Origin of the sequence: Lentzea albidocapillata subsp. violacea, from assembly GCF_900100275.1 — a bacterium.
GTDB lineage: Bacteria > Actinomycetota > Actinomycetes > Mycobacteriales > Pseudonocardiaceae > Lentzea > Lentzea violacea.
On record NZ_FNET01000024.1, the window covers coordinates 21270 to 44847 of the forward strand.

Consider the following 23578-nt stretch of genomic DNA (forward strand, 5'->3'; position numbering starts at 1 on the left):
AACGAGTGAACCCTCGTATCGCGCTCGTCACCGGTGCCGGCTCCGGAATCGGTGCCGGAACAGCAAAAGCCCTGGCCGCTCTAGGCCACCACGTAGCCGTGGTCGACCTCAACGACCGCGCGCATGCCGTCGCCGCCCAGATCACCGAATCCGGCGGAACAGCCCTGGCGGTGCTCGCCGACATCAGCGACCCCGACGCCGTCACCCAGGCCGTCGACGAGGTGACGACCAAGCTGGGCCCGGTCGCGATCCTGGTCAACAACGCCGGCTTCGCCAGGGACAACATGGTCCTCGACATGCCGCTGGCCGACTGGGACGCCGTGATGAACACCCACCTGCGCGGCAGCTTCCTGATGCTCAAGGCCACCGCCCCGGCCATGCGCGCCGCCGGCTGGGGCCGCGTCGTCAACATCTCCAGCATCTCCGCACTGGTCGACGACGACCGCGCCAACTACGTCGCCGCCAAGGCGGGCCTGGAAGGCTTCACCCGAGCCACGGCCCTCGACCTGGCCCCGTTCGGCATCACCGTGAACGCGATCGGTCCCGGCGTGGTCGTGACCGAGATGACCAAGGTGTCCGCCGCCCGTGCGGGCCGCACCCTCGACGAACACATCGAGGTGCAACGGAAGTCGATCCCGCGCGGCCGCGTCGGCACGCCACACGACATCGCGCGCGCCGTGCTGTTCTTCGCGGCGGAGGACGCCGACTACGTGACCGGCCAGGTCATTTATGTCAGCGGAGGGCCGCACGGTTGAGCCAGGACGTTCCGGCCTGGGCGGCGTTCGTGGCTAAAGCCCTTCAAGAGCCTCACGCATAGGCCGCATCTTGGCGTGCGCTTCCTGCACCTCGATGTCGGGATCCGAGTCGGCGACCAGCCCGCACCCGGCGAACAACCGAGCCGTCGACCCCGAGAGCTGCGCACACCGCAGAGCGATCCCGAGCTCACCGTCGCCGTTGCCGTCGATCCACCCGACCGGCCCGGCGTACCGCCCGCGGTCCATCCCCTCCAGCTGCGAGATCAACCACGTCGCGTCCATCCGCGGCGTCCCGCCCACGGCGGCGGTCGGGTGCACGGCTTCGCCGAGGTGCAGCAACGAGGTGGAGGACTCGAGGGTCCCGATCACGTCGGACGACAGGTGCGAGACGTTGGGCAGCCTCAGCACGGAAGGTCCCTCGACCGACATGGTCGCGCAGAACGGCCGCAGGGTGTCCGCGAGAGAGCGGACCGCGTAGTCGTGCTCTTCGAGGTTCTTCTCCGACGACATGAGTGCCGCGGCGAGTTCCTCGTTCGAGATCCCGTCGTGCGGCCAGGTCGTGCCGGCCAGCACCCGCGAGTCCACGACCGAGCCGGTTCTGCGCAGCAGCAACTCGGGCGTCGCGCCGACCAGTCCGTCGACGGCGTAGGCCCAGCACTCCGGGTAGCGCCGCGCGAGGCCCTGCAGCACGAACCGCTGGTCCAGCGGCTTGTCCGTCAGTGCCACCAGGTCGTGTGCCAGCACGACCTTGTCGAGGTCGCCCGCACGCATCCGCACGACGGCCTCGCGCACGGCTTCGCGGTACTGCGTGACCGGCAGCTGTCCGTTCGCGTAACGCACCGAGGACGGGCGCGAGAGAGGCTCGACGTACGGCGCCGGGTCCGAGGCGCCGATCGTGGTGACCCACTGCTCGCCGTTGCGCCGCCCTACGACGACCTCGGGCACGATCAGCACCGAGTGGCCCGGGGAGTCGGCGAAGGCCATCGAGACGAACGCCACCGGGCCGCTGCCCGGCACGCCCAGTTCGTCGTCCACGTCGAGATGTGCGCAGAACTCCTGCCACCACCTGTCGGCCTGCGCGAACCGGTCCGGGCCGCTGACCTCCAGACGAGCTGCCTCGCCCCAGCCGACCAGGCCCGACCCATCGCGTACCCAGGCCAGGGCGTGCTCCGGGGTCGGCAGCAGTCCGAGCAGGTCACCGGCGGTGTCCCGCTTCGACCGGACGCGGATTCGCTGCCGTGCTCGCGATGTGGGTGCTGAGGTCACGCTTCGACTGTATGGACATCAACCTGAAAGCGCGGCATCCGCCCGGCTCTAGACTTCTCAGTTGTGGTGGAGGACGCAGTGACCAAGACGCCCCGCGGTGTACGCGTCCGCCGTGCGGTTTGCAGGGCTTTGTTCGTCGTCGGTGGCGTGATCACGCTCGTGTGCGTGCTTCTGCCCATTGCCTGCTGGCGTGACGACGTGGCCATCGAGCGGTCGATGGGACAGGCGGTCGCGCAGGTCGACTCCGTGTCCTTCAACCGGACCGTTGTGCGCTACGCCACACCGGACGGGCGCGTGATCATCCCGTCGCAGGGCGTGCTGTACCCGGCAGGACTCAACGTCGGGGACAACGTGCGGGTCGAGTACGACCAGACGAACCCCGAACTCGCGCGCGTCGCCGGCCGGACGGCGGTGCTGAGCCTGCTTCCCGTCGGAACCTTCCTCGTGTCCGTCTGGATCGTCATCGCAGCGGTTGTGACAGTTCTACGCAGATTCGGCACTCGGGTGTAACATCGATGCATGGCGGATGACCTGGAGCGGCGCTTCGAGCGCACTGTGCAGTCCGAAGCGCGCATCGAGCCGCGCGACTGGATGCCCGACGGCTACCGCAAGACCCTGATCAGGCAGATCGCCCAGCACGCGCACTCCGAGATCATCGGGATGCAGCCGGAGGGCAACTGGATCAGTCGCGCGCCCTCGTTGCGGCGCAAGGCGATCCTGCTCGCGAAGGTGCAGGACGAGGCCGGGCACGGCCTGTACCTGTACTCGGCGACCGAGACGCTCGGCGCCGACCGCGAGGACCTGACGCTCAAGCTCATCGAGGGCCGTCAGAAGTACTCGTCGATCTTCAACTACCCGACGCTCACGTTCGCCGACGTCGGCGTGATCGGGTGGCTGGTCGACGGCGCCGCGATCTGCAACCAGGTGCCGCTGTGCCGCACGTCCTACGGGCCGTACGCGCGCGCCATGATCCGCATCTGCAAGGAAGAGTCGTTCCATCAGCGTCAGGGCTACGAGCTCCTGATGACGATGATGCGCGGCACCCAGCAGCAGCGCGACATGGTCCAGGACTCGGTGAACCGCTGGTGGTGGCCGTCGTTGATGATGTTCGGCCCGCCGGACGCCGAGTCCACGAACACCGAGCAGTCCATGGCGTGGCGGATCAAGCGCGACACCAACGACGAGCTGCGGCAGAAGTTCGTGAACATGAGCATGCCGCAGGCCGAGGCGCTCGGCGTGACGTTCCCGGACCCCGAGCTCAGGTGGAACGACGAGCGCGGCGAGTACGACTTCGGTCAGCCGGACTGGGACGAGTTCTGGCAGGTCGTCAAGGGTGGCGGTGTCTGCAACGAGCAGCGCATCGCCCACCGCCGCAAGGCGCACGAGGACGGTGCGTGGGTCCGTGAAGCCGCAGTCGCACACGCTGCGAAGCACGCACGTAAGGAAGGTGCCGCGTGAGCACGTCTTGGCCGCTGTGGGAAGTCTTCGTGCGTGGCAAGCGCGGGCTGAACCACGTGCACGTCGGTTCGTTGCACGCGCCGGACGCCGAGATGGCGCTGCGCAACGCCCGTGACGTCTACACGCGTCGCAACGAGGGCGTGTCGATCTGGGTGGTGCCCGCGACGGAGATCACCGCCTCCTCGCCGGACGAGAAGGACCCGTTCTTCGCGCCCGCGGGGGACAAGGTCTACCGGCACCCGACGTTCTACGTGATTCCCGAGGACGTGCCGCACCTATGAGCTTCGACAACGCATACGAGTCATTGCTGGGCGGCGAGGACGCGCACTGGGCGTTCGGGACGGGCTTCTCGGAGGCCCTCTCCGGCGTCAACCGCGAGTTCCCCGCGGGTGTCGACCGCGAAGCCCTCGCCGCGTACTGCCTGATGCTCGGCGACGACGCGTTGATCTTCTCGCAGCGGCTGTCGGAGTGGTGCTCGCGCGCTCCGGAACTGGAAGAGGACATCGCCCTCGCCAACATCGCGCTGGACCTGCTCGGCCAGGCCCGCATGCTGCTGACGCGCGCCGGTGAGGTGCTCGGCCGCGACGAGGACGCCCTGGCGTACCTGCGCGACGAACGCGAGTTCCGCAACGTCCACCTGGCCGAGATCGACTGCGGCCCCGGCCCCGGTGGCGACTTCGCAGCGACGATCGCGCGTCTGCTCGTGTTCTCGTCGTGGCGTCTCGCGCTGTTCTCCCGCCTGCGTGGCTCGGCCGACCCGGTGCTCGCCGCGATCGCCGAGAAGGGCCTCAAAGAGCTGGCCTACCACCGTGACCACGCCGCCCAGTGGACCGTTCGCCTCGGCGACGGCACCGACGAGTCGCACCGCCGCATGCAGGCCGGGCTCGAGCGCGTGTGGCCGTTCGTGGACGAGCTGTTCGCGACGCACGCGGTCGAGGTCACGCTGACCGGTGTCGCGGTCGACCCGGCGTCGCTGCGGTCCGAAGTGGACGGTGTGCTGGAGGCGGTGCTGAACGCCGCCGGCCTCACGCGCCCCACCGACACCCGCGCCGCCCGTGTCGCGGGCATGGCGGGCCGCGACGGCGTGCACACCGAGGCCATGGGCTACCTGCTCGCCGAGATGCAGCACCTGCACCGCTCGCTGCCGGGAGCGGTCTGGTGACGACGGCACTGGAGGTCGCGTCGGCCGTGCGGGACCCGGAACTCCCGGTCCTCACGCTCGCCGACCTCGGCGTGCTCCGCGACGTCGCGGAAGAGGACGGACGCGTCGTCGTCACCATCACCCCGACCTACTCGGGCTGCCCCGCCATCGACGAGATGGGCGCTGACCTGCGCCGATCGCTGGTCGGCGCGGGCTACCCGGACGTCGAGGTGCGCCTGTCGCTGTCCCCGGCCTGGACCACGGACTGGATCAGCGAGGAAGGCCGGTCGAAGCTGGCCGCCGCCGGCATCGCGCCACCGTCCCGCATCGGCCCGACGGTCGCGGGCCCGGTGCCGCTGAACCTCGTGCCGCCATCACGCCAGGTCGCGTGCCCGCAGTGCGGCTCGCTGAACACCTCGGAGATTTCTCGGTTCGGCTCGACCGCGTGCAAGGCCCTGCGCCGCTGCCACGCCTGCGCCGAACCGTTCGAGCACGTCAAGGAGATCTGAGTTGTCGTCGCGCCGAGCCGCCTTCCACAAGCTCACCGTCGCCCGCGTCGACCGCCTCTGCGACGACGCCGTGGCCGTCACCTTCGACGTGCCCGGCGACCTCTCGGACGAGTTCGCCTTCGCGGCCGGCCAGTACCTGACCCTGCGCCAGGGCGACGAACGCCGCTCGTACTCGATCTGCGCGCCGGCGGGCGCTGCTCCGCGAATCGGCGTGCGCCGCGTCGACGGCGGCCAGTTCTCGACCTGGCTAGTGGACCGCGTAGCCCCCGGTGACGTGCTCGAAGTCCTGCCCCCGCTGGGCAAGTTCACCCCGTCCGGCACGGGCACGCACCACGGCCTGGTCGTCGCGGGCTCCGGCATCACCCCGGCCCTGTCGATCGCCGCCACGGTCCTGGCCACCGGCGCCCGCGTGACCCTGATGTACGGCAACCGCAGCACCAACACGGTGATGTTCGCCGACGAACTGGCCGACCTGAAGGACCGCTACCCGGCCACGTTCCAGCTGATCCACGTCCTGTCCCGCGAACCGCGAGACGTAGAACTGTTCACCGGCCGCCTGACCGCCGCAAAGCTGACGGCCCTCTTCGGCAGCGTCGTCCCGTTCGACGCCATCGACGAATGGTGGCTGTGCGGCCCCTACGAGATGGTGCAGGACGCCACGTCCGTGCTGCGCGATCGCGGCGTCGCGCCAGACCGCGTGCACCACGAACTCTTCTACGTGGACGAACCGCCGCCCCCTCCGCGCCGCGCGGAGGCCGTCATCGACGCCGCCGCCTCGGTCACGGTGGTGCTGGACGGCAAGTCGACCACGCTGCCCCTGCCCGCCGGTGAGCCGATCCTGGACGCGGCCCAGCGCGTCCGCGCCGACCTGCCGTTCGCCTGCAAGGGCGGGGTGTGCGGCACGTGCCGCGCTTTGGTGACCGAGGGCAGCGTCGAGATGCGGCGCAACTACGCGCTCGACGAGTCCGAGGTGGCGGCCGGGTTCGTGCTGACCTGTCAGGCGCTGCCGACCAGCGAGTGCGTGACGGTCGACTTCGACGCCTGATCGGAGTAGCGCGTTACTCCTTTGAGACCATATGGTCCATGTGGCATGGATTCTTGGACGAGTCGCGTCGAGGTGCGACCTACCTCGTCGCGGTAACGCTCGTGCGTTCACGGGACCTCGACGGGATGCGATCGGTCATGCGGGGGCTGGTGAAGCGCGGGCAGCGGCGAATCCACTTCAACGACGAGAGCGACCGTCAGCGGAAAGTGGTGCTGGCCCAGATCAGCGCACTCGGCGCGCGTGCCTATGTCTGGACGTGCAAGCACAACAACGATGCCCTCGCGCGTTCCGCATGCCTGTTCGACATGATTCCCCGACTGGTGGAGCTTGATGTCTCTCGCCTCGTGCTCGAAAGCTGCCAGCACCAGGATGCTGCTGATCGCCGCGTGCTCGCGTCGGGCATCCGCAAGTTCGGTGGGGCGTTCATGTACGAACACCTCAAGCCGACCGAAGACCCACTGCTGTGGATCAGCGACGCGATCGCGTGGTCGTACGGCGCGGGTGGCGACTGGCGCAGGCGGGCCGGTGACCTGATCGGCGAGGTGTCGGAGGCAGAAGCCCCATAGACAGCGCGAAACCCGGCAACCCGTCGTCCGGCGGGTGAACCGGGTCCACTTCCGGCTCCTACTGGAACCGGCACGACAATATTAGCACGACATGAATCTGCCCCCACGCACATTCGTGACGTGGCACGATCGCCGACATGGGGATCGTCGTCCGCTCAGCGCTCTGGGGTGCCGCAATCGGCACCCTGCTGATGGGCGCCTTCGTCACGGCGGTCGACCTGGCGGTCCCGAGCGACAAACCGCCCTCCTCGGCCTTCATCACGATCCTCGCGATCCTGGTGGTCGCCTTCATGACCGGCACCATCCCCGGCGCGGTCGTCGGTACCGGTGTCGGCTTCATCCGCCGCTCCGTCCGGCAGCCCCGCCAGATGCCGAGGCCGATGCACCCGCCGGTCCCGCAGCAGCCCTACGACATGTGGTCCGACCTGGTCGAGCGCTGCGCCGCGTCCACGCGCAGGGTCGCGGCGGCGGTGCAGACCGTGCCGAACTCGGCGGCCAAGGACTGGCTGTGGAGGATCAGCGGGCAGCTGACCAAGGAGCTCGACGACGTGCGCGGCATCGCGCAGCTCGGGCGGGCGCTCGGTGCGGTCGACCGGCAGCACCCGGTCTACCAGCGGTTGCTTCAGGCCACGCACGACTTCCACCAGTTCGAGAACGAGGTCGGGCGGGTGGCCTTGCAGATGTTCGATCATCCCGAGCTGGACGAGGCGCGCACGCACCTCGAGGTGCTGGAGAAGCAGCTCCCTCAGCTCTCGGCCTGAAGCGCCGACTGCCACCAGCCCAGAACCTCGTCCGCTGCTTCAGGAGCGGCTACGAGCAGTCCGTCCACGGGTAGTTGGGCGCCCTCGCCGCGTCTGTCGAGCACGACCGCACCCGACTCCACGGCTAGTGACACCGCTCCGGCGACGTCCCATTCGTGGTAGCCGTGCAGCACGGCGGCTGCGACGTGGCCCAACGCCACTTGTGCGACGGCGAGCGCTTTCGAGCCGAGAACGCGCACACCCGTGCCTGCTATCGCTGCCGTGGAGATGAACTCGCCCATGCCCGGCCACGGGCCGGAACGTGTCATCTCGGTGCACACGACGAGGGAGTCGCCTTGGCGTTCGGTCAGGCGGACCGGCGTGCCGTTCGCACGCATGCCACGGCCGCGTGCGGCGGCGTAGATCTGCGAGCGGTACGGGTCGGCGACGACGCCGACGACAGGTCCCCAGCGGTCCACCAGAGCGAGGCTGTAGGCGCACCAGGGCATGCCCGCCGTGTAGTTCGCGGTGCCGTCGACGGGGTCGACGACCCAGCGGAACTCCGAGTCGCCGGGAACGTCGATGTCGGAGTTCTCGCAGAACACCGGGATGTCGGGGAACTCGGCGGTGAGCACGCGCCGGGTGTGGCGTTCCAGGGTGCGGTCGGTGTCGGTGACCCAGTCGAACGGTGACTCGTCGGAGTCGGGACGCACGCCGCGGCCGGCGGTGGCCATGATGACGTCCGAGGCGTCGTTCGCCAGGCGACCGGCCACTTCCAGCGCGATGGACACCAGGCCGGGCTCTACCGGGTGCGCGGGGCGGGACGACAAGACGGTCATGCTGGCCTAGTTTCACCGCGCCGGATGTCCGGCAGCCCAAGCGGAGATGACGAATCGACGATCACCTGGCCACGACGTGAGGTGTTCCGTCCGCGTCAAATCTGAGGTCACGCGGACTTCATACGGGCACCTCATGGTGTCCCTGTGCGCGTAGCGATCGTGACCGAGAGCTTCCTGCCCCAGGTGAACGGTGTCACCAACTCGGTGCTCCGGGTCCTGGAGCACCTGCGCCGCAACGGACATCAGGCGATGGTCGTTGCGCCGGGCGCGGGTGCCGACGAGCACCACGGCACGCCCGTCGTCAGAGTCTCCTCCGTCGACGTGCCGATGGTGACGAGTCTTCCGATCGGTGTGCCGAGCCCGCGAGTGCTCCACGCCCTGGCCGACTTCCAGCCCGACGTGGTGCACCTCGCGTCGCCGTTCGTGCTCGGCGCGTACGGCCTGAGAGCCGCGCGCAAGCTCGACGTGCCCACGGTTGCGGTCTACCAGACCGACGTGGCCGGCTTCGCGGGCAACTACGGCCTGGGCCTCACGAAACGCGCCGCGTGGCGCTGGACCAGACGCCTCCACACGCTCGCCGACCGCACGCTCGCCCCGTCGAGCTCGGCGGTGGAAGCGCTGGAACAGCATGGCGTCCCGCGCGTGCACCGGTGGGGCAGAGGCGTGGACATCGACCTCTTCCACCCGCGTCCGAGGCACAACGACGAGCTGACCATCGGTTACGTCGGCCGCCTTGCGCCGGAGAAGCAGGTCAACCGGCTCAAGGAACTGCACGACCTGCCGGGCGTGAAGCTGCGGATCGTCGGTGACGGGCCTGACCGCGAGCAGCTCGAGAAGGACATGCCGAACGCGGAGTTCCTGGGCTTCCGCACCGGGCAGGAGCTTGCAGAGGCCTACGCGTCGTTGGACGTCTTCATCCACACGGGCCCGCACGAGACGTTCTGCCAGGCCGTGCAGGAGGCGCTGGCGACCGGCCTCCCGGTACTGGCACCGAACGCCGGCGGCCCGCGTGACCTGGTCAGGCACGGCCGCACCGGGTACCTCTTCGAGGAGGACATCGCCCAGTACGTGGACCTGCTGCGAGACCCGATGCTGCGCAGGCGGTTCGGACTCGCGGCCCGCAAGTCGGTGCTCACCCGCACCTGGCCCGCCGTCTGCGACCAGCTGATGGGTCACTACGCGGCAGTCATCGGACTCACTCACCAGGCGGCCGCTTGAGGATCGTTCAGCTCGCCAACTTCTACGGCCCCAAGTCGGGCGGCCTCCGCACGGCGCTGCACCACCTGGGCACCGGTTACGCGCAGGAGGGCCACGAGGTGGTGCTCGTCGTGCCGGGCGACCGCCACGCCGACGAGGAACTGCCCGGCGGAGTGCGCCGGATCACCCTGCCCGCGGTGCAGGTCCCCTACACCGGCGGCTACCGGGTGGTGGACCCGTGGCGGGTCAAGTCGCTGGTGGAACACCTGAGGCCCGACCGCCTGGAGGTCTCCGACCGGCTCACCCTGCGCGGCATGGGCGCGTGGGCGAGCGAACGCGGCATCCCGAACGTCGTGATCTCCCACGAACGCCTGGACCGCCTGCTCCGGTTCGTGCTGCCCGCCACCCCGGCCGAACGCGGCGCCGACTGGGCGAACCGCCGCATGGCCGCCTCCTACGACACCGTCGTCTGCACGACGGCGTTCGCCCGCGAGGAGTTCGACCGCATCGGCGCCACGAACGTCACCCAGGTACCGCTGGGCGTCGACCTGGCCACGTTCACCCCCACGCGCCACTCCGCCTCGTTGCGGCAGGACCTGTTGCAGGGCAAGGACAACCTGCTCATCCACTGTGGACGCTTGTCGCCGGAGAAGCACGTCGAACGCTCCGTCGACACCCTGGCCGAACTCCACGAACAGGGCCACTCCGCACGCCTGGTGATCGCCGGCGACGGCCCGCGCCGCTCGTTCCTCGAAAAGCGCGCGGCGGGCCTGCCGGTGACGTTCCTGGGCTTCGTGAACTCACGCCTCGACGTGGCCTCCCTGCTCGCCTCGGCGGATCTGTCGCTCGCACCGGGCCCGCACGAGACGTTCGGCCTGGCCGCCCTGGAGGCCCTGGCCAGCGGCACCCCGGTCGTCGTCAGCAGGAGCAGCGCCCTGAAGGAGATCGTCCAGCCGTCCTGCGGCGCGGCCGTCTCCGACGACGCTCCCGCCTTCGCCTCGGCCGCCCGGCACCTGCTGGAATCGGGTTCCCGGGAGGCCGCACGGGCCCGCGCCGAGGAGTACCCGTGGCACGCGGCGGTCGACGGCATGCTCACCGCCCTGAAGGTGCCCTGAAGAAGATCTCAGCCAGGCTGACTTAGTCTTTAGTCATGTCGCGAGCCGGCCTGGACAAGAACCCCCGCGAGGTAGCCGAGATGTTCGACGGCGTGGCCAAGGGCTACGACCGGACGAACTCGGTCATGACGCTGGGCTTCGACCGCCGCTGGCGGGAGTGGAGCAGGCGCGTCCTCGACGCCCGCCCGAACGAGAAGGTCCTCGACCTGGCCGCCGGCACCGCGGTCTCCACCGTCCAGTACGCCGAGTCCGGCGCCTGGTGCGTCGCCGCGGACTTCTCCGTCGGCATGCTCGCCTCGGGCGCCCACCGCCGAGTCCCGAAGGTGGCCGCGGACGCCCTGCGCCTGCCCTTCAAGGACAACTCCTTCGACGCCGTCACGGTGTCCTTCGGCATCCGCAACTTCAGCGACACCGTGGTGGCCCTGCGCGAAATGGCGCGCGTCACCAAGCCGGGCGGCCGCATGGTCATCTGCGAGGTCTCGACGCCGGTCTGGAAGCCGTTCCGCTTCGTCTACATGCGCTACCTGCTCAAACTGCTCCCGCTCATCGCGAGGTTCGTGTCCTCGAACCCCGCCGCCTACTCGTACCTGTCGGAGTCGATGGCGACCTGGCCGGACCAGCGCACGCTCGGCGAGCTCATCTCGCAGGCGGGCTGGGAGGACGTGGCCTGGTTCAACCTGACCGGCGGCATGGTGGCCCTGCACCGCGCGACCAAGCCCAAGCCGAAGGCCGAAGAGCCCGCCGAGTCGTAACCCGCTCACAGGGCAGGGCGACGGCCGGCACGCCAGACGACCCCGCCGCCGGAACGGCAACCACCCGCCCCCCGGCAACCCCAGCCCCCGGAACCCTCAGCAACCTCCGGTTAGAGTCGCCAGCAGAAGCTGTGACCGGTACACGCAGGGAGTCTGGATGAGCAGGCGCGGGATCAACGAGGACGCCGACGTCATCGTAGTGGGTGCTGGACCGGCGGGCTCGACCGCGGCCACCTACCTCGCCAGGGCGGGCCTCGACGTCCTCCTCCTGGAGAAGAGCACCTTCCCGAGGGAGAAGGTCTGCGGCGACGGCCTCACGCCCCGGGGCGTCAAGCAGCTCATCGACCTGGGCATCGACACCCGCGAGAGCAACGGCTGGCTCCACAACAAGGGTCTCCGCGTCGTGGGTGGTGGCGTGACGATGGAGCTGGACTGGCCGGACCTGGCCACCTTCCCGAACTACGGCGTCGTGCGTCCCCGCCTGGACTTCGACGAGATGCTCGCGAACGCCGCGAAGGCCGCCGGCGCGCGCATGCACGAGCACACGACGGTCACCAAGGCCATCGTCGAGAACGGCCGTGTTGTGGGCGTGGAGGCGAAGCAGGGACCGGAAAAGAACCCGGTCACCTACAGGGCCCCCATCGTCGTCGGTTGTGACGGTGTGTCAGCACGCCTGGCACTGAGCATCGGCCTGCAGAAGGACGACGCCAAGCCGATGGGCGTGGCGGTCCGCCGCTACTACAACAGCCCGCGCACCAAGGACGACTACCTCGAGTCGCACCTCGAGCTGTGGGCGCCGGACGGGCAGTTGCTGCCCGGCTACGGCTGGATCTTCGGCATGGGCGACGGCAGCGTGAACGTCGGTCTGGGCATTCTCAGCACGTCGAAGGCCTACGGCACCACCGACTACCGGCAGCTTCTGCGCAGCTGGCTGGACGGCACGCCGGAGGAGTGGGGCTTCCGCGAGGAGAACGCGACGAGCCGGATCGGCGGCGCGGCGCTGCCGATGGGCCTCAACCGCAAGCCGCACTACCGTGCCGGGCTCGTCCTGGTCGGCGACGCCGGCGGCATGGTCAACCCGTTCAACGGCGAGGGCATCGGCTACGCCATGGAGTCGGCGAAGATCGCGTCCGAGTCGATCGTCCAGGCCCTCGCGCGCACCGGCGTCAACCGTGAACGGGCGCTGCACGGCTACCCGGTTCGCATCGAGGAAGCGCTCGGCAGTTACTACCGGCTCGGGAACGTCTTCTCGAAGCTCATCGGTAACCCGGCGATCATGCGGACCGCAACGAAGTACGGAATGCCGCGGAAACGCCTGATGAAACTCGTGCTCAAGCTACTCGCGGGCCTCTACGACCCCAAGGACGGCGACTCAATGGACCGCCTCATCGTGGCCGCCACGAAGCTCGCTCCCAGCGCCTGAATTACTCCGAATAGGGGACGGCACCGGCTCAATACGAGCCGGTGCCGTTTCGTATGTGTCGGGCATGTTAAACCCCCTGGTCAGACCCTGTGATCCACGTCATTTACAGGCGTTCTACACTGGCCTGCGACCTTGTGAATCACTTCACAACAGTGTGATCAAGCTTGTGAACTGTTTCACAAGCGTTTGTTAGGTTCGCCTAACAAACGCGCCGTGCAACAACACCCTTAGGGTGCGGGCGACCGCGAGGAAAGGACGACGGAGCGTGCTTGACCCTTACCTCCCCCTCGTATTGATGTTCGCGCTCGCCGGGGCGTTCGCACTGTTCTCGGTGACCGCGGCTCCCTACATCGGACCGCGCCGCTACAACAAGGCGAAGCTCGACGCGTACGAGTGCGGCATCGAGCCGAGCCCGCAGCCGGTCGTGGGCAGTGGGCGCATGCCCGTCGCCTACTACCTGACGGCGATGCTGTTCATCCTGTTCGACATCGAAATGGTCTTCCTCTACCCGTTCGCCGTAGCGGCCGACAAGCTCGGCCTGTTCGGGCTGGTGGAGATCGTCCTGTTCGTCGCCACGGTCGGCTTCGCGTACGTCTACGTGTGGCGTCGCGGCGGCCTCGACTGGAACTGAGGAAGTCATGGGTCTCGAGGAGAAGCTCCCGAACGGCATCCTGCTGGTCAGCGTCGAGAAGCTGGTCAACTGGACCCGCAAGTCCTCGCTCTGGCCTGCCACCTTCGGCCTGGCCTGCTGCGCCATCGAGATGATGACGACGGGTGGTCCGCGGTACGACCTGGCCCGCTTCGGCATGGAGGTCTTCCGGGCCTCACCGCGCCAGGCGGACCTGATGATCGTGGCCGGCCGCGTCACCAACAAGATGGCGCCGGTGCTGCGGCAGATCTACGACCAGATGCCCGAGCCGCGCTGGGTGCTGGCCATGGGCGTGTGCGCCAGCACTGGCGGCATGTTCAACAACTACGCGGTGGTGCAGGGCGTCGACCACGTCGTACCCGTCGACATGTACCTGCCGGGCTGCCCGCCGCGGCCGGAGATGCTGATGGACGCGATCCTCAAGATCCACGCCAAGATCATGGACGAGCCGCTGGGCGCCGTGCGCGCCAAGGCTCTCGCCGACTCGGGCTACCGCACCGATCTCATCCCGTCGTCCGAGCGTTTTGCGAGGAAGAAGTGACCGAGCCAGGGGGAGAGCACTCCAGCGCCCAGCGCGCTGTCGAGGGCCTCGAAACCAACGGCGCCGAAGCCAAGGCGCCGATCTTCGCGGGCAAGGAGCGCCAGGGTCTCTTCGGCGTCTCCGGCTCCGGTGACACGTCGGGCTTCGGCGGTCTGCGCCTGCCCGCGCACGTGTCGGCGCCCGCCGAGCGCCCGTTCGGCGGCTGGTTCGACGAGGTCGCGGACGAGCTGTTCGCCTCGATCGCCGACAAGGGCCTGCCCGCCGACACGGTGCAGCAGGTGACGGTCGACCGCGGCGAGATCACCTTCTACCTCAGGCCGGAGACGCTGCTGGAGGTCGCGCGCATCTGCCGCGACACCCCGTCCCTGCGCTTCGAGCTCTGCAGCTCGGTGTCCGGTGTGGACTACGGCGCCGACGTGCCGCAGCGCCTGCACTCGGTCACGCACCTCACGTCGATGACGTACCGCCGCCGCATCCGGCTGGAGGTCGCGGTCGACGTCGAGCACCCGCACGTGCCGAGCCTGATCGACGTCTACCCGACGGCGGACTGGCAGGAGCGCGAGACCTGGGACATGTTCGGGATCATCTACGACGGTCACCCCGGACTGACCCGCATCCTCATGCCGGACGACTGGGACGGACACCCCCAGCGCAAGGACTACCCGCTGGGTGGCATCCCGGTGGAGTACAAGGGCGCGGAGATTCCTCCGCCGGACCAGAGGCGGTCCTACTCATGACCGAGCGGCTTTCGGACGTCACCACCGGCACCGACACCAGTGCGACCGGCAGCGACAGCACGGACGACGTCGACACCACCCGTGCGCGCGCTGAGGCGGAGATCGCGGAGTCGCGCAGGACCACCGAGGGCACCGTCTACACGGTGACCGGCGGCGACTGGGACGAGGTGCTCGCGGACGCGGTCCACGACGAGCGCATCGTCATGAACCTCGGCCCGCAGCACCCCTCGACCCACGGCGTGCTCCGCCTGGTCCTGGAGCTCGAGGGCGAGACGGTCACCCACGCCCGCAGCGTGATCGGCTACCTGCACACCGGTATCGAGAAGAACGTCGAGTACCGGAACTGGGTGCAGGGCGTCACGTTCGTCACGCGCACCGACTACCTCGCGCCGCTGCACCACGAGGCCGCGTACTGCATGGGCGTCGAGAAGCTGCTCGGCGTCACGGTGCCGGACAAGGCGCAGGCCATCCGCGTGCTGCTGATGGAGATCAACCGCATCAGCTCGCACCTCGTCGCGCTCGCCACCGGCGGCATGGAGCTCGGTGCCCTCACCGGCATGACCTCCGGCTTCCGCGAGCGTGAGGAGGCCCTGCACCTGCTGGAGCACCTCACCGGCCTGCGGATGAACCACGCGTTCATCCGTCCCGGCGGTCTCGCGCAGGACCTGCCGGACGACGCGGTCGAGAAGATCACCGCGTTCGTCAAGATCATGGAAAAGCGGCTGCCGGACTACGACAAGCTGCTCACCGGTCAGCCGATCTGGCGCAACCGCATGGCGGGCGTGGGTTACCTGCCCGTCGACGCGTGCCTCGCACTCGGCATCACCGGCCCGATCCTGCGTTCCGCGGGCCTCGCCTGGGACCTGCGCAAGGTCGAGCCGTACTGCGGCTACGAGAACTACCAGTTCGACGTGCCGACCTCGAACGCGGCGGACTGCTTCGCGCGGTACCTGCTGCGGCTCGAGGAGATGCACCAGTCGCTGCGGATCATCAAGCAGGTCGTGAAGAGCCTGCCGACCGGTCCGGTGATGGTCGAGGACGCGAAGATCGCGTGGCCGGCCCAGCTCACGATCGGCAGCGACGGCATGGGCAACTCGCTCGAGCATGTCCGCAAGATCATGGGCCAGTCCATGGAGTCCCTGATCCACCACTTCAAGCTGGTGACCGAGGGCTTCAAGGTGCCGGCGGGCCAGGTGTACGTGCCGGTCGAGTCGCCGCGCGGTGAGCTCGGCTACCACATGGTCTCCGACGGCGGCACCAGGCCGATGCGCGTGCACCTGCGCGAACCAAGCTTCGTGAACCTCCAGTCGATGCCCGCGATGTGCGAGGGCGGCATGGTCGCCGACGTGATCGCGTCCGTCGCCTCGATCGACCCCGTGATGGGTGGTTGCGACCGATGACTCAGGCACAGGAAACCGCTTTCGACCAGTCCACTGTGGACCGCGCGCAGGCGATCGTCGCCCGCTACCCGCAGGCCCGCAGCGCGCTGCTGCCGATGCTGCACCTCGTGCAGTCGGTCGAGGGCTACGTCTCCCAGGACGGCATCCGGTTCTGCGCCGGACAGCTCGACCTGAGCGAGGCCGAGGTCAGCGCGGTCGCGACGTTCTACACGATGTACAAGCGCCGTCCGTGCGGTGAGCACCTCGTCAGCGTGTGCACGAACACGCTCTGCGCGGCCTTGGGCGGCGACGAGATCTACTCGACGCTCAAGAGCCACCTCGGTGTCGGCCACGAGGAGACCGCGGGCGAGCCGGGCACGCCGGGCTCGATCACGCTGGAGCACGCCGAGTGCCTCGCCGCGTGCGACCTCGGCCCGGTGCTCCAGGTCAACTACGAGTTCTACGACAACCAGACGCCGGACAAGGCGCTGGGACTCGTGAAGGCGTTGCAGTCGGGGGACAAGCCCGCCCCGACGCGCGGCGCGCCGCTCACCGACTTCAAGCAGGCCGAGCTCCAGCTCGCCGGGTTCTTCGAGGGTCGCGACGCCGACCTCGACGGCCCGTCGGCGGCGCCGGAGACGCTGGCCGGTGCGCAGATCGCCAAGGAACGCGGCTGGGACGCTCCCGCGACTCCCAAGAACGCCGAGTTCCCTGCCCTGCCGGAAAAGAAGTAGGGGAACCATGGTTGACCCGCTGACTCCCGTTCTCACCAAGCGCTGGACTGAGCCCAAGTCCTGGACCATCGAGACCTACGAGCGCACCGGTGGCTACACCGCCCTGCCCAAGGCGCTGACGGCCCACCCGGACCAGCTCATCCAGCAGTGCAAGGACTCCGGACTGCGCGGCCGCGGCGGCGCGGGGTTCCCCACCGGCATGAAGTGGGGCTTCATCCCGCAGGGCGACGGCAAGCCGCACTACCTCGTCATCAACGCCGACGAGGGCGAGCCCGGCACCTGCAAGGACATCCCGCTGATGATGGCGGACCCGCACTCGCTGATCGAGGGCGTGATCATCACGTCGTTCGCGATCCGCGCGAACTTCGCGGCGATCTACGTCCGCGGCGAGGTCCTGCACTGCATCCGCCGCCTCAACGCGGCGGTGCGCGAGGCGTACGCCAAGGGCTACCTGGGCAAGGACATCCTCGGCAGCGGGTTCGACCTCGACGTGGTGATCCACGCCGGCGCCGGCGCGTACATCTGCGGCGAGGAGACCGCGCTGCTCGACTCGCTGGAGGGCAAGCGCGGCCAGCCCCGGCTCAAGCCGCCGTTCCCCGCGACCTCGGGCCTCTACGCGTCGCCCACCGTGGTGAACAACGTCGAGACCATCGCCTCGGTTCCCTTCATCGTCAACGGTGGCGCCGACTGGTTCCGCGAGATGGGTCGCGACCGCTCGCCCGGTCCGAAGATCTTCTCGCTGTCCGGTCACGTGACGCGGCCCGGCCAGTACGAGGCGCCGATGGGCACCACGCTCCGGCAGCTGCTCGACATGGCCGGTGGCATGAAGGACGGCATCCCGCTGAAGTTCTGGACGCCGGGTGGCTCGTCCACGCCGATGTTCACCGCCGAGCACCTCGACGTGCCGCTGGACTTCGAGGGCGCCGCCGAGGCCGGTTCGATGCTGGGCACCACCGCCCTGCAGATCTTCAACGAGACCGTGTCCGTGCCGTGGGCCGTCATGAAGTGGACGGAGTTCTACAAGCACGAGTCGTGCGGCAAGTGCACGCCGTGCCGCGAGGGCACGTACTGGCTCGTGCAGATCCTGCAGCGGATGGTGGCCGGCAACGGGACGGCGAGCGACATCGACACGTTGCTCGACGTCTGCGACAACATCCTCGGCCGCTCGTTCTGCGCGCTCGGTGACGGTGCCGTCAGCCCGATCACCAGTGGCATCAAGTACTTCAAGGACGAGTTCCTCGCGTTGTGCGACACGAACTCCAAGGTCCTGGCTGGAGCGAACGCATGACCATCGCGCCTGACAAGCCCACCGAAGCCGAAGTCGTTGTCCCAGAAGGACACGTCAAGCTCGTCATCGATGGCGAAACCGTAGTCGCGCCCAAGGGCGAGTTGCTGATCCGCACGGCCGAGCGCCTCGGCACGGTCATCCCGCGTTTCTGCGACCACCCGTTGCTGGAGCCCGCGGGCGCCTGCCGCCAGTGTCTCGTCGAGGTGGAGATGGGCGGCCGGCCGATGCCGAAGCCGCAGGCCTCCTGCACGATGACGGTCGCGGACGGCATGGTCGTGAAGACCCAGCTGACGTCGCCCGTCGCGGACAAGGCCCAGCAGGGTGTGATGGAGCTGCTGCTCATCAACCACCCGCTGGACTGCCCGGTCTGCGACAAGGGCGGTGAGTGCCCGCTGCAGAACCAGGCGATCGCCCACGGCCGCAGCGACTCCCGCTTCCACGAGCACAAGCGGACGTTCCCGAAGCCGATCAACATCTCCACGCAGGTGCTGCTCGACCGCGAACGTTGCGTGCTCTGCCAGCGCTGCACCCGGTTCTCCGCGCAGATCGCCGGCGACCCGTTCATCGAACTGCTCGAGCGCGGCTCGCAGCAGCAGATCGGTGTGGCGCAGGACAAGCCGTTCCAGTCGTACTTCTCCGGCAACACCATCCAGATCTGCCCGGTCGGTGCTCTCACGTCCGCGGCCTACCGCTTCCGCGCCCGGCCGTTCGACCTCGTGTCGACGCCGAGCGTCTGCGAGCACTGCTCGTCGGGTTGCGCCGAGCGCACCGACTGGCGACGCGGCAAGGTGCAGCGCAAGCTCGCCGGCGACGACCCGCAGGTCAACGAGGAGTGGATCTGCGACAAGGGCCGGTTCGCCTTCCGCTACGCCACCGCCGACGACCGCATCAAGCGGCCGATGGTCCGTGACGCGGAGAGCGGCGAACTGCGCGAGTCGTCCTGGACCGAGGCGCTGCAGGTCGCGGCGGCCGGTCTGGCGGCGGCACGGGACGCGAACGGCGTCGGTGTCCTCACCGGTGGCCGGCTGACCGTCGAGGACGCCTACGCGTACTCGAAGTTCGCCCGGATCGCGTTGCACACCAACGACATCGACTTCCGCGCCCGGCCGCACAGCGCCGAGGAGCTGGAGTTCCTCTCCGGCACCACGGTGTTCACGAACCCGGACAACGGCGTCACCTTCCAGGGCATCGAAAAGGCACCGGCCGCGCTGCTGGTCGCGTTCGAGCCCGAGGAGGAAGCGCCGATCGTCTTCCTGCGCCTGCGCAAGTCCGCTCGCAAGGGCACCACGAAGGTCTTCCACCTCGGCCAGTTCACGACCCCGGCCGTGGAGAAGACGTTCGGCACGCTGCTCGCCTGCGTGCCCGGTGCCGAGGCGAACGCCATCAACGCGTTGCCGGAGCACGCTTCCGACGTCGTCGAGCTGCTGTCCAAGCCCGGTGCGGTGATCCTGGTCGGCGAACGCGCCGCCGCGATCCCCGGCGCGTTCACCGCGGTGGCCCGCCTGGCCGAGCGCACGGGCGCTCAGGTCGCGTGGATTCCCCGCCGTGCCGGTGAGCGCGGCGCGCTCGCGGTCGGTGCCACGCCGAACCTGCTGCCCGGCGGTCGTCACGTCGCGAACGCCGTGGCGCGCACCGAGGTCGAGCGGACCTGGGGCGTCGAGGAGGGTTCGCTGCCCGCGACGCCCGGCCGTGACACCACGGGCATCCTCGAAGCCGCCGCGAACGGCGAGCTGTCCGGCCTGCTGGTCGGCGGCGTCGACCCGTTCGACCTGCCGGACCCGCGACTCGCGGAGAAGGCGTTGGCAGGGGCCGGTTTCATCGTGAGCCTGGAGCTGCGGCCGAGCGCGGTCACCGCGCACGCGGACGTCGTGCTCCCGATCGCCCCGGCGGTCGAGAAGGCCGGCAGCTACCTCAACTGGGAGGGCCGCCGCCGCGAGTTCGGCACGACCCTCGACGGCACCAGCGCCCTGCCGGACTGCCGCGTGCTCGACACCCTCGCGGTGGAGATGGACGCGGACCTGTTCACGCAGACGCCCGCCGCCTCGGCCGCCGACCTGGCCCGGCTGGGCGAGGGCACGCCGAGCGGTTCCTCGCTCAACGTCGCCGCGCCGCTGCAGACCCCGGCCGGTCCCGGCAAGGCCGTGCTCGCCACGTGGCACCGCCTGATCGGCAACGGCTCGCTGCAGGTGGACGAGCCGCACCTCGCCGGTACGGCCCGCCCGGTCGTCGCGAAGGTCGCCGAGGCCACCGCGCAGCAGTTCGGGCTGGAGACCGGCGGCTACGTGACGGTCTCCACCGACCGAGGCGCGATCACGCTCCCGGTCGAGACCGACGACCTGCCCGAGGGCGTCATCTGGCTGCCCACCAACTCGGGTGACGTGACCGTCCGGGCCACTCTCGGCGCGGGCCACGGCTCGATCGTCTCCGTCAGCGGAGGAACTTCCTTTGGGGTGAAGTCATGACCCAGCACCTCTACGCGGCGGAGATCGGCGAGACCGCCAAGCTCCTCGCGGACGACCCGTTCTGGCTGATCCTGGTCAAGGTCGTCGCGATCTTCGCGTTCCTCGTGGTCATGACCCTGTTCATGATCAACTGGGAGCGCAAGGTCGTCGCGCGGATGCAGCAGCGTCCCGGCCCCAACCGGGTCGGCCCGAACGGCTGGCTGCAGTCGCTCGCGGACGGCCTGAAGCTCGCTTTCAAGGAGGACATCCGCCCGGTCCTCGCGGACAAGTGGGTGTTCTTCCTCGCCCCGGTGATCTCCTGCATCCCCGCGTTCCTCGCGTTCTCGGTGATCCCGCTCGCGGGCGAGGTCAGCCTGTTCGGCGAGCAGACCGCGCTGCAGCTCGTCGACCTCCCGGTCGGCGTGCTCGTGGTGCTGGCCTGCTCCTCGATCGGCGTCTACGGCATCGTGCTGTCCGGCTGGGCCTCGGGCTCGCCGTACCCGCTGCTGAGCTCACTGCGCGCGGCAGCGCAGGTGATCTCCTACGAGATCGCGCTGGGCCTGTCGGTCGTCGCGGTGATCATGTTCACCGGCTCGCTGTCGACCGGCGACATCGTGGGAGCGCAGGCGACCACCGTGCTCGGCGTGCTGCCGGGCTGGTTCGGCATCCTGCTGTTCCCGAGCTTCGTCATCTTCGTGGTGTCGATGGTCGGTGAGACCAACCGCGCGCCGTTCGACCTCCCCGAGGCCGAGTCGGAACTGGTCGGTGGTTTCCACACGGAGTACAGCTCGCTGAAGTTCGCGCTGTTCTTCCTCGCCGAGTACGTCAACATGGTCACCCTCTCGGCGATGGCCACCACGCTCTTCCTCGGCGGCTACCACGCCCCGTGGAGCGGTGAGTTCATGAACACCGGCTGGTGGGGCCTGCTCTGGTTCATCGGCAAGACGCTGGGCTTCCTGTTCCTCTTCATCTGGCTGCGCGGCACGCTTCCCCGCCTGCGCTACGACCAGTTCATGAAGCTGGGCTGGAAGGTGCTGGTCCCGACCAGCCTCGTCTGGATCATGGCCGTCGCGGTCATCCGCACCGGTGCGATCCAGCAGCTCTCCACGGCGCAGCGGCTCATCGCGCTCGGAGTGGTCGTCGGCCTCGTGCTGCTGGTCTCGTTCCTGCTGCCGGACAAGAAGGTCCAGGACACCAAGGGCGTTCCGCTCGCGGGCTCCGGCTTCCCCGTGCCGCCGCTCGACCTCGTCGTTCCCAAGGCCGCGCCCAAACGCAAGGTCAAGGTCGCCAACATCCCCGCGGACAAGGCAGCCGTCACCACCGGTAAGGAGGCTGAGTAGGGATGTTCGAGTCCCTGAAAGGCTTCGGCGTCACCTTCGGCACCATGTTCAAGAAGGTGGTGACGGAGGAGTACCCCGAGGTCAAGAAGGTGACCGCGCCGCGGTTCCACGGCCGTCACCAGCTGAACCGGCATCCGGACGGCCTGGAGAAGTGCGTCGGCTGCGAGCTGTGCGCGTGGGCCTGCCCGGCGGACGCGATCTTCGTCGAGGGTGGCGACAACACCGACGAGGCGCGCTTCTCGCCCGGTGAGCGCTTCGGTGCCGACTACCAGATCAACTACCTGCGCTGCATCGGCTGCGGCCTGTGCATCGAGGCCTGCCCGACCCGTTCGCTCACGATGACGAACGAGTACGAGCTCGCCGACGACAACCGCCAGGACCTGATCTTCACCAAGGAGGACCTGCTCGCCCCGCTGCTGCCCGGCATGGAGCAGCCGCCGCACCCGATGCGGCTCGGCGAGACCGAGCAGGACTACTACGTGAACGGGCCGCGCCTGGCGAAGGAGGCTCAGCAGTGAACCTCCTTACGTTCATCGCGCAGCAGCCGGAGCCCGTGCAGCGCGTGGTCGACACCGTCACCACCGGCGAGACGATCGCGTTCTGGGTGCTCGGTCCGCTCGCGCTGGCCGGTGCGCTCGGCATGCTCTTCGCGCGCAACGCGGTGCACTCCGCGCTGTGGCTCGTCGTGACGATGCTCAGCCTCGGTGTGCTGTACATGGTCCAGCAGGCGCCGTTCCTCGGCTTCGTTCAGATCATCGTCTACACCGGCGCGATCATGATGCTGTTCCTGTTCGTGCTGATGATGGTCGGCCGCGACAGTTCGGACTCGGTCGTCGAGGTCATCCGCGGCCAGCGACTCGCGGCCGCGTTGCTCGGCATCGGGTTCGCCGTCCTGATGGTCGGCTCCGTCGCCCGCGCGCTGACGTCGGTCGAGCCCCGCGGTCTGGCGGAGGCGAACACGACCAACGGCGGCAACGTCGTCAACCTCGGCACGAAGCTCTTCACGGAGTACCTGTTCGCGTTCGAGCTCACGTCGGCCCTGTTGATCACCGCCGCCCTCGGCGCGATGATCCTGGCCTTCGTCGGCCGCGACGGGAAGCCCGCCAAGAAGACGCAGAAGGAACTCGTCGAGGAGCGCTTCCAGGACGGCAGCCGCGTCGGCTCGCTGCCCGGCCCCGGCGTCTTCGCCACCGCCAACTCGGTGGCCACCCCCGCTCTGCTGCCCGACGGCAGCGTGTCGGAGGAGTCGCTGTTCGACGTCATCGAGGCGACCGACAGGTCGACGCTCGCGGACGACGTCGCCGACGTGGCCGGCACCGGGCACCAGCCGGACTCGCACGCGCTCAAGGGAAGTGAGTCGTGACTCCCACGTACTACCTGCTGCTGTCGGCACTGCTGTTCAGCATCGGCGCCGTCGGCGTTCTGGTGCGCCGCAACGCCATCGTGGTCTTCATGTGCGTCGAGCTCATGCTCAACGCGGTCAACCTGAGCCTCGTGACGTTCGCGCGGATCAACGGCTCGCTCGACGGTCAGGTGATGGCGTTCTTCGTGATGGTCGTCGCCGCGGCGGAGGTCGTCGTCGGCCTCGCGATCATCATGTCCATCTTCCGGACGCGTCGCTCGGCCTCGGTCGACGACTCGAACCTGCTGAAGTACTGAGGGG

At 68.9% G+C, this 23578-nt stretch carries 26 protein-coding genes; 24 read left to right on the top strand and 2 right to left on the bottom strand.

Going from position 1 to position 23578, the window contains the following annotated elements:
* Positions 1-5 precede the first annotated feature (5 nt).
* Positions 6-755: an SDR family NAD(P)-dependent oxidoreductase gene (locus BLR21_RS34915; protein ID WP_218131060.1), complete on the top strand. Its 750-nt coding sequence runs from the start codon at positions 6-8 to the stop codon at positions 753-755.
* Positions 756-788: 33 nt separating this feature from the next.
* On the opposite strand, the gene BLR21_RS34920 is transcribed toward BLR21_RS34915, so the two are convergent.
* On the bottom strand, positions 789-2021 hold the full coding sequence (locus BLR21_RS34920; protein ID WP_090013152.1) for an isochorismate synthase: 1233 nt from the start codon (positions 2019-2021) through the stop codon (positions 789-791).
* A 78-nt stretch (positions 2022-2099) separates the two neighbouring features.
* Between BLR21_RS34920 and BLR21_RS34925 the strand changes: the two genes are divergently transcribed.
* The 8 genes from BLR21_RS34925 (at position 2100) to BLR21_RS34960 (ending at position 7501) form a co-directional block, all read left to right on the top strand.
* Entirely contained in the window at positions 2100-2531 is a 432-nt protein-coding gene (locus BLR21_RS34925; RefSeq protein ID WP_256335135.1) for a DUF3592 domain-containing protein, read from the top strand.
* A 9-nt stretch (positions 2532-2540) separates the two neighbouring features.
* A complete protein-coding gene (gene paaA / locus BLR21_RS34930) occupies positions 2541-3479 on the top strand; it encodes a 1,2-phenylacetyl-CoA epoxidase subunit PaaA (RefSeq protein WP_090013156.1) in 939 nt (312 codons plus the stop codon).
* On the top strand, positions 3476-3760 hold the full coding sequence (gene paaB / locus BLR21_RS34935; RefSeq protein WP_030478213.1) for a 1,2-phenylacetyl-CoA epoxidase subunit PaaB: 285 nt from the start codon (positions 3476-3478) through the stop codon (positions 3758-3760). The genes paaA and paaB overlap by 4 nt, the downstream gene beginning before the upstream one ends.
* A complete protein-coding gene (gene paaC / locus BLR21_RS34940) occupies positions 3757-4641 on the top strand; it encodes a 1,2-phenylacetyl-CoA epoxidase subunit PaaC (protein ID WP_090013158.1) in 885 nt (294 codons plus the stop codon). The genes paaB and paaC overlap by 4 nt, the downstream gene beginning before the upstream one ends.
* On the top strand, positions 4638-5129 hold the full coding sequence (gene paaD, locus BLR21_RS34945; RefSeq protein WP_090013160.1) for a 1,2-phenylacetyl-CoA epoxidase subunit PaaD: 492 nt from the start codon (positions 4638-4640) through the stop codon (positions 5127-5129). The genes paaC and paaD overlap by 4 nt, the downstream gene beginning before the upstream one ends.
* A 1-nt stretch (position 5130) precedes the next feature.
* Positions 5131-6174 carry a 1,2-phenylacetyl-CoA epoxidase subunit PaaE gene (gene paaE, locus BLR21_RS34950; protein WP_090013162.1) on the top strand — a complete coding sequence of 348 codons (1044 nt, stop codon included), beginning with the start codon at positions 5131-5133 and terminating at the stop codon, positions 6172-6174.
* A 137-nt stretch (positions 6175-6311) separates the two neighbouring features.
* Positions 6312-6740 (top strand): hypothetical protein, encoded by a 429-nt coding sequence (locus BLR21_RS34955; protein ID WP_143028020.1) that lies wholly within the window; start codon positions 6312-6314, stop codon positions 6738-6740.
* 137 nt (positions 6741-6877) lie between these two features.
* Positions 6878-7501 (top strand): hypothetical protein, encoded by a 624-nt coding sequence (locus tag BLR21_RS34960; RefSeq protein ID WP_090013166.1) that lies wholly within the window; start codon positions 6878-6880, stop codon positions 7499-7501.
* Here the strand turns inward: BLR21_RS34960 and BLR21_RS34965 are convergent.
* Complete coding sequence (locus BLR21_RS34965) at positions 7486-8319, bottom strand: inositol monophosphatase family protein (protein ID WP_090013169.1); 834 nt, start codon at positions 8317-8319, stop codon at positions 7486-7488. The genes BLR21_RS34960 and BLR21_RS34965 overlap by 16 nt on opposite strands.
* Before the next feature lie 144 nt (positions 8320-8463).
* On the opposite strand from BLR21_RS34965, the gene BLR21_RS34970 reads away from it, so the two are divergent.
* The 15 genes from BLR21_RS34970 to nuoK all read left to right on the top strand — a co-directional run bounded on the left by BLR21_RS34970 (position 8464) and on the right by nuoK (position 23574).
* A complete protein-coding gene (locus BLR21_RS34970) occupies positions 8464-9537 on the top strand; it encodes a glycosyltransferase family 4 protein (RefSeq protein WP_090013171.1) in 1074 nt (357 codons plus the stop codon).
* A complete protein-coding gene (locus BLR21_RS34975) occupies positions 9534-10631 on the top strand; it encodes a glycosyltransferase (RefSeq protein WP_090013174.1) in 1098 nt (365 codons plus the stop codon). The genes BLR21_RS34970 and BLR21_RS34975 overlap by 4 nt, the downstream gene beginning before the upstream one ends.
* Positions 10632-10666: 35 nt before the next feature.
* Positions 10667-11383, top strand: coding sequence for a demethylmenaquinone methyltransferase (locus BLR21_RS34980; RefSeq protein WP_090013176.1), 717 nt, complete (start codon positions 10667-10669; stop codon positions 11381-11383).
* A gap of 157 nt (positions 11384-11540) precedes the next feature.
* Complete coding sequence (locus tag BLR21_RS34985; RefSeq protein WP_090013178.1) at positions 11541-12806, top strand: geranylgeranyl reductase family protein; 1266 nt, start codon at positions 11541-11543, stop codon at positions 12804-12806.
* Positions 12807-13071: 265 nt separating this feature from the next.
* Positions 13072-13437 (top strand): NADH-quinone oxidoreductase subunit A, encoded by a 366-nt coding sequence (locus BLR21_RS34990; protein WP_090013181.1) that lies wholly within the window; start codon positions 13072-13074, stop codon positions 13435-13437.
* 7 nt (positions 13438-13444) lie between these two features.
* Positions 13445-13996, top strand: coding sequence for a NuoB/complex I 20 kDa subunit family protein (locus tag BLR21_RS34995; protein WP_090013186.1), 552 nt, complete (start codon positions 13445-13447; stop codon positions 13994-13996).
* Entirely contained in the window at positions 13993-14733 is a 741-nt protein-coding gene (locus BLR21_RS35000) for an NADH-quinone oxidoreductase subunit C (protein WP_090013189.1), read from the top strand. The genes BLR21_RS34995 and BLR21_RS35000 overlap by 4 nt, the downstream gene beginning before the upstream one ends.
* Positions 14730-16133 (top strand): NADH-quinone oxidoreductase subunit D, encoded by a 1404-nt coding sequence (locus BLR21_RS35005; RefSeq protein WP_090013191.1) that lies wholly within the window; start codon positions 14730-14732, stop codon positions 16131-16133. Before BLR21_RS35000 ends, BLR21_RS35005 begins: the two co-directional genes overlap by 4 nt.
* Complete coding sequence (nuoE, locus tag BLR21_RS35010; RefSeq protein ID WP_090013193.1) at positions 16130-16846, top strand: NADH-quinone oxidoreductase subunit NuoE; 717 nt, start codon at positions 16130-16132, stop codon at positions 16844-16846. Before BLR21_RS35005 ends, nuoE begins: the two co-directional genes overlap by 4 nt.
* A gap of 7 nt (positions 16847-16853) precedes the next feature.
* Complete coding sequence (gene nuoF / locus BLR21_RS35015) at positions 16854-18134, top strand: NADH-quinone oxidoreductase subunit NuoF (protein ID WP_090013196.1); 1281 nt, start codon at positions 16854-16856, stop codon at positions 18132-18134.
* Complete coding sequence (locus tag BLR21_RS35020) at positions 18131-20596, top strand: NADH-quinone oxidoreductase subunit G (protein ID WP_090013198.1); 2466 nt, start codon at positions 18131-18133, stop codon at positions 20594-20596. The genes nuoF and BLR21_RS35020 overlap by 4 nt, the downstream gene beginning before the upstream one ends.
* Before the next feature lie 23 nt (positions 20597-20619).
* Positions 20620-21915, top strand: a complete 1296-nt coding sequence (nuoH, locus tag BLR21_RS35025; RefSeq protein WP_090013351.1) for an NADH-quinone oxidoreductase subunit NuoH — start codon at positions 20620-20622, stop codon at positions 21913-21915.
* A gap of 2 nt (positions 21916-21917) precedes the next feature.
* Entirely contained in the window at positions 21918-22433 is a 516-nt protein-coding gene (gene nuoI / locus BLR21_RS35030) for an NADH-quinone oxidoreductase subunit NuoI (protein WP_090013201.1), read from the top strand.
* On the top strand, positions 22430-23278 hold the full coding sequence (locus BLR21_RS35035) for an NADH-quinone oxidoreductase subunit J (RefSeq protein WP_256335136.1): 849 nt from the start codon (positions 22430-22432) through the stop codon (positions 23276-23278). Before nuoI ends, BLR21_RS35035 begins: the two co-directional genes overlap by 4 nt.
* Positions 23275-23574 (top strand): NADH-quinone oxidoreductase subunit NuoK, encoded by a 300-nt coding sequence (nuoK, locus tag BLR21_RS35040; RefSeq protein WP_030473209.1) that lies wholly within the window; start codon positions 23275-23277, stop codon positions 23572-23574. The genes BLR21_RS35035 and nuoK overlap by 4 nt, the downstream gene beginning before the upstream one ends.
* The last annotated feature ends 4 nt before the right edge of the window (positions 23575-23578 follow it).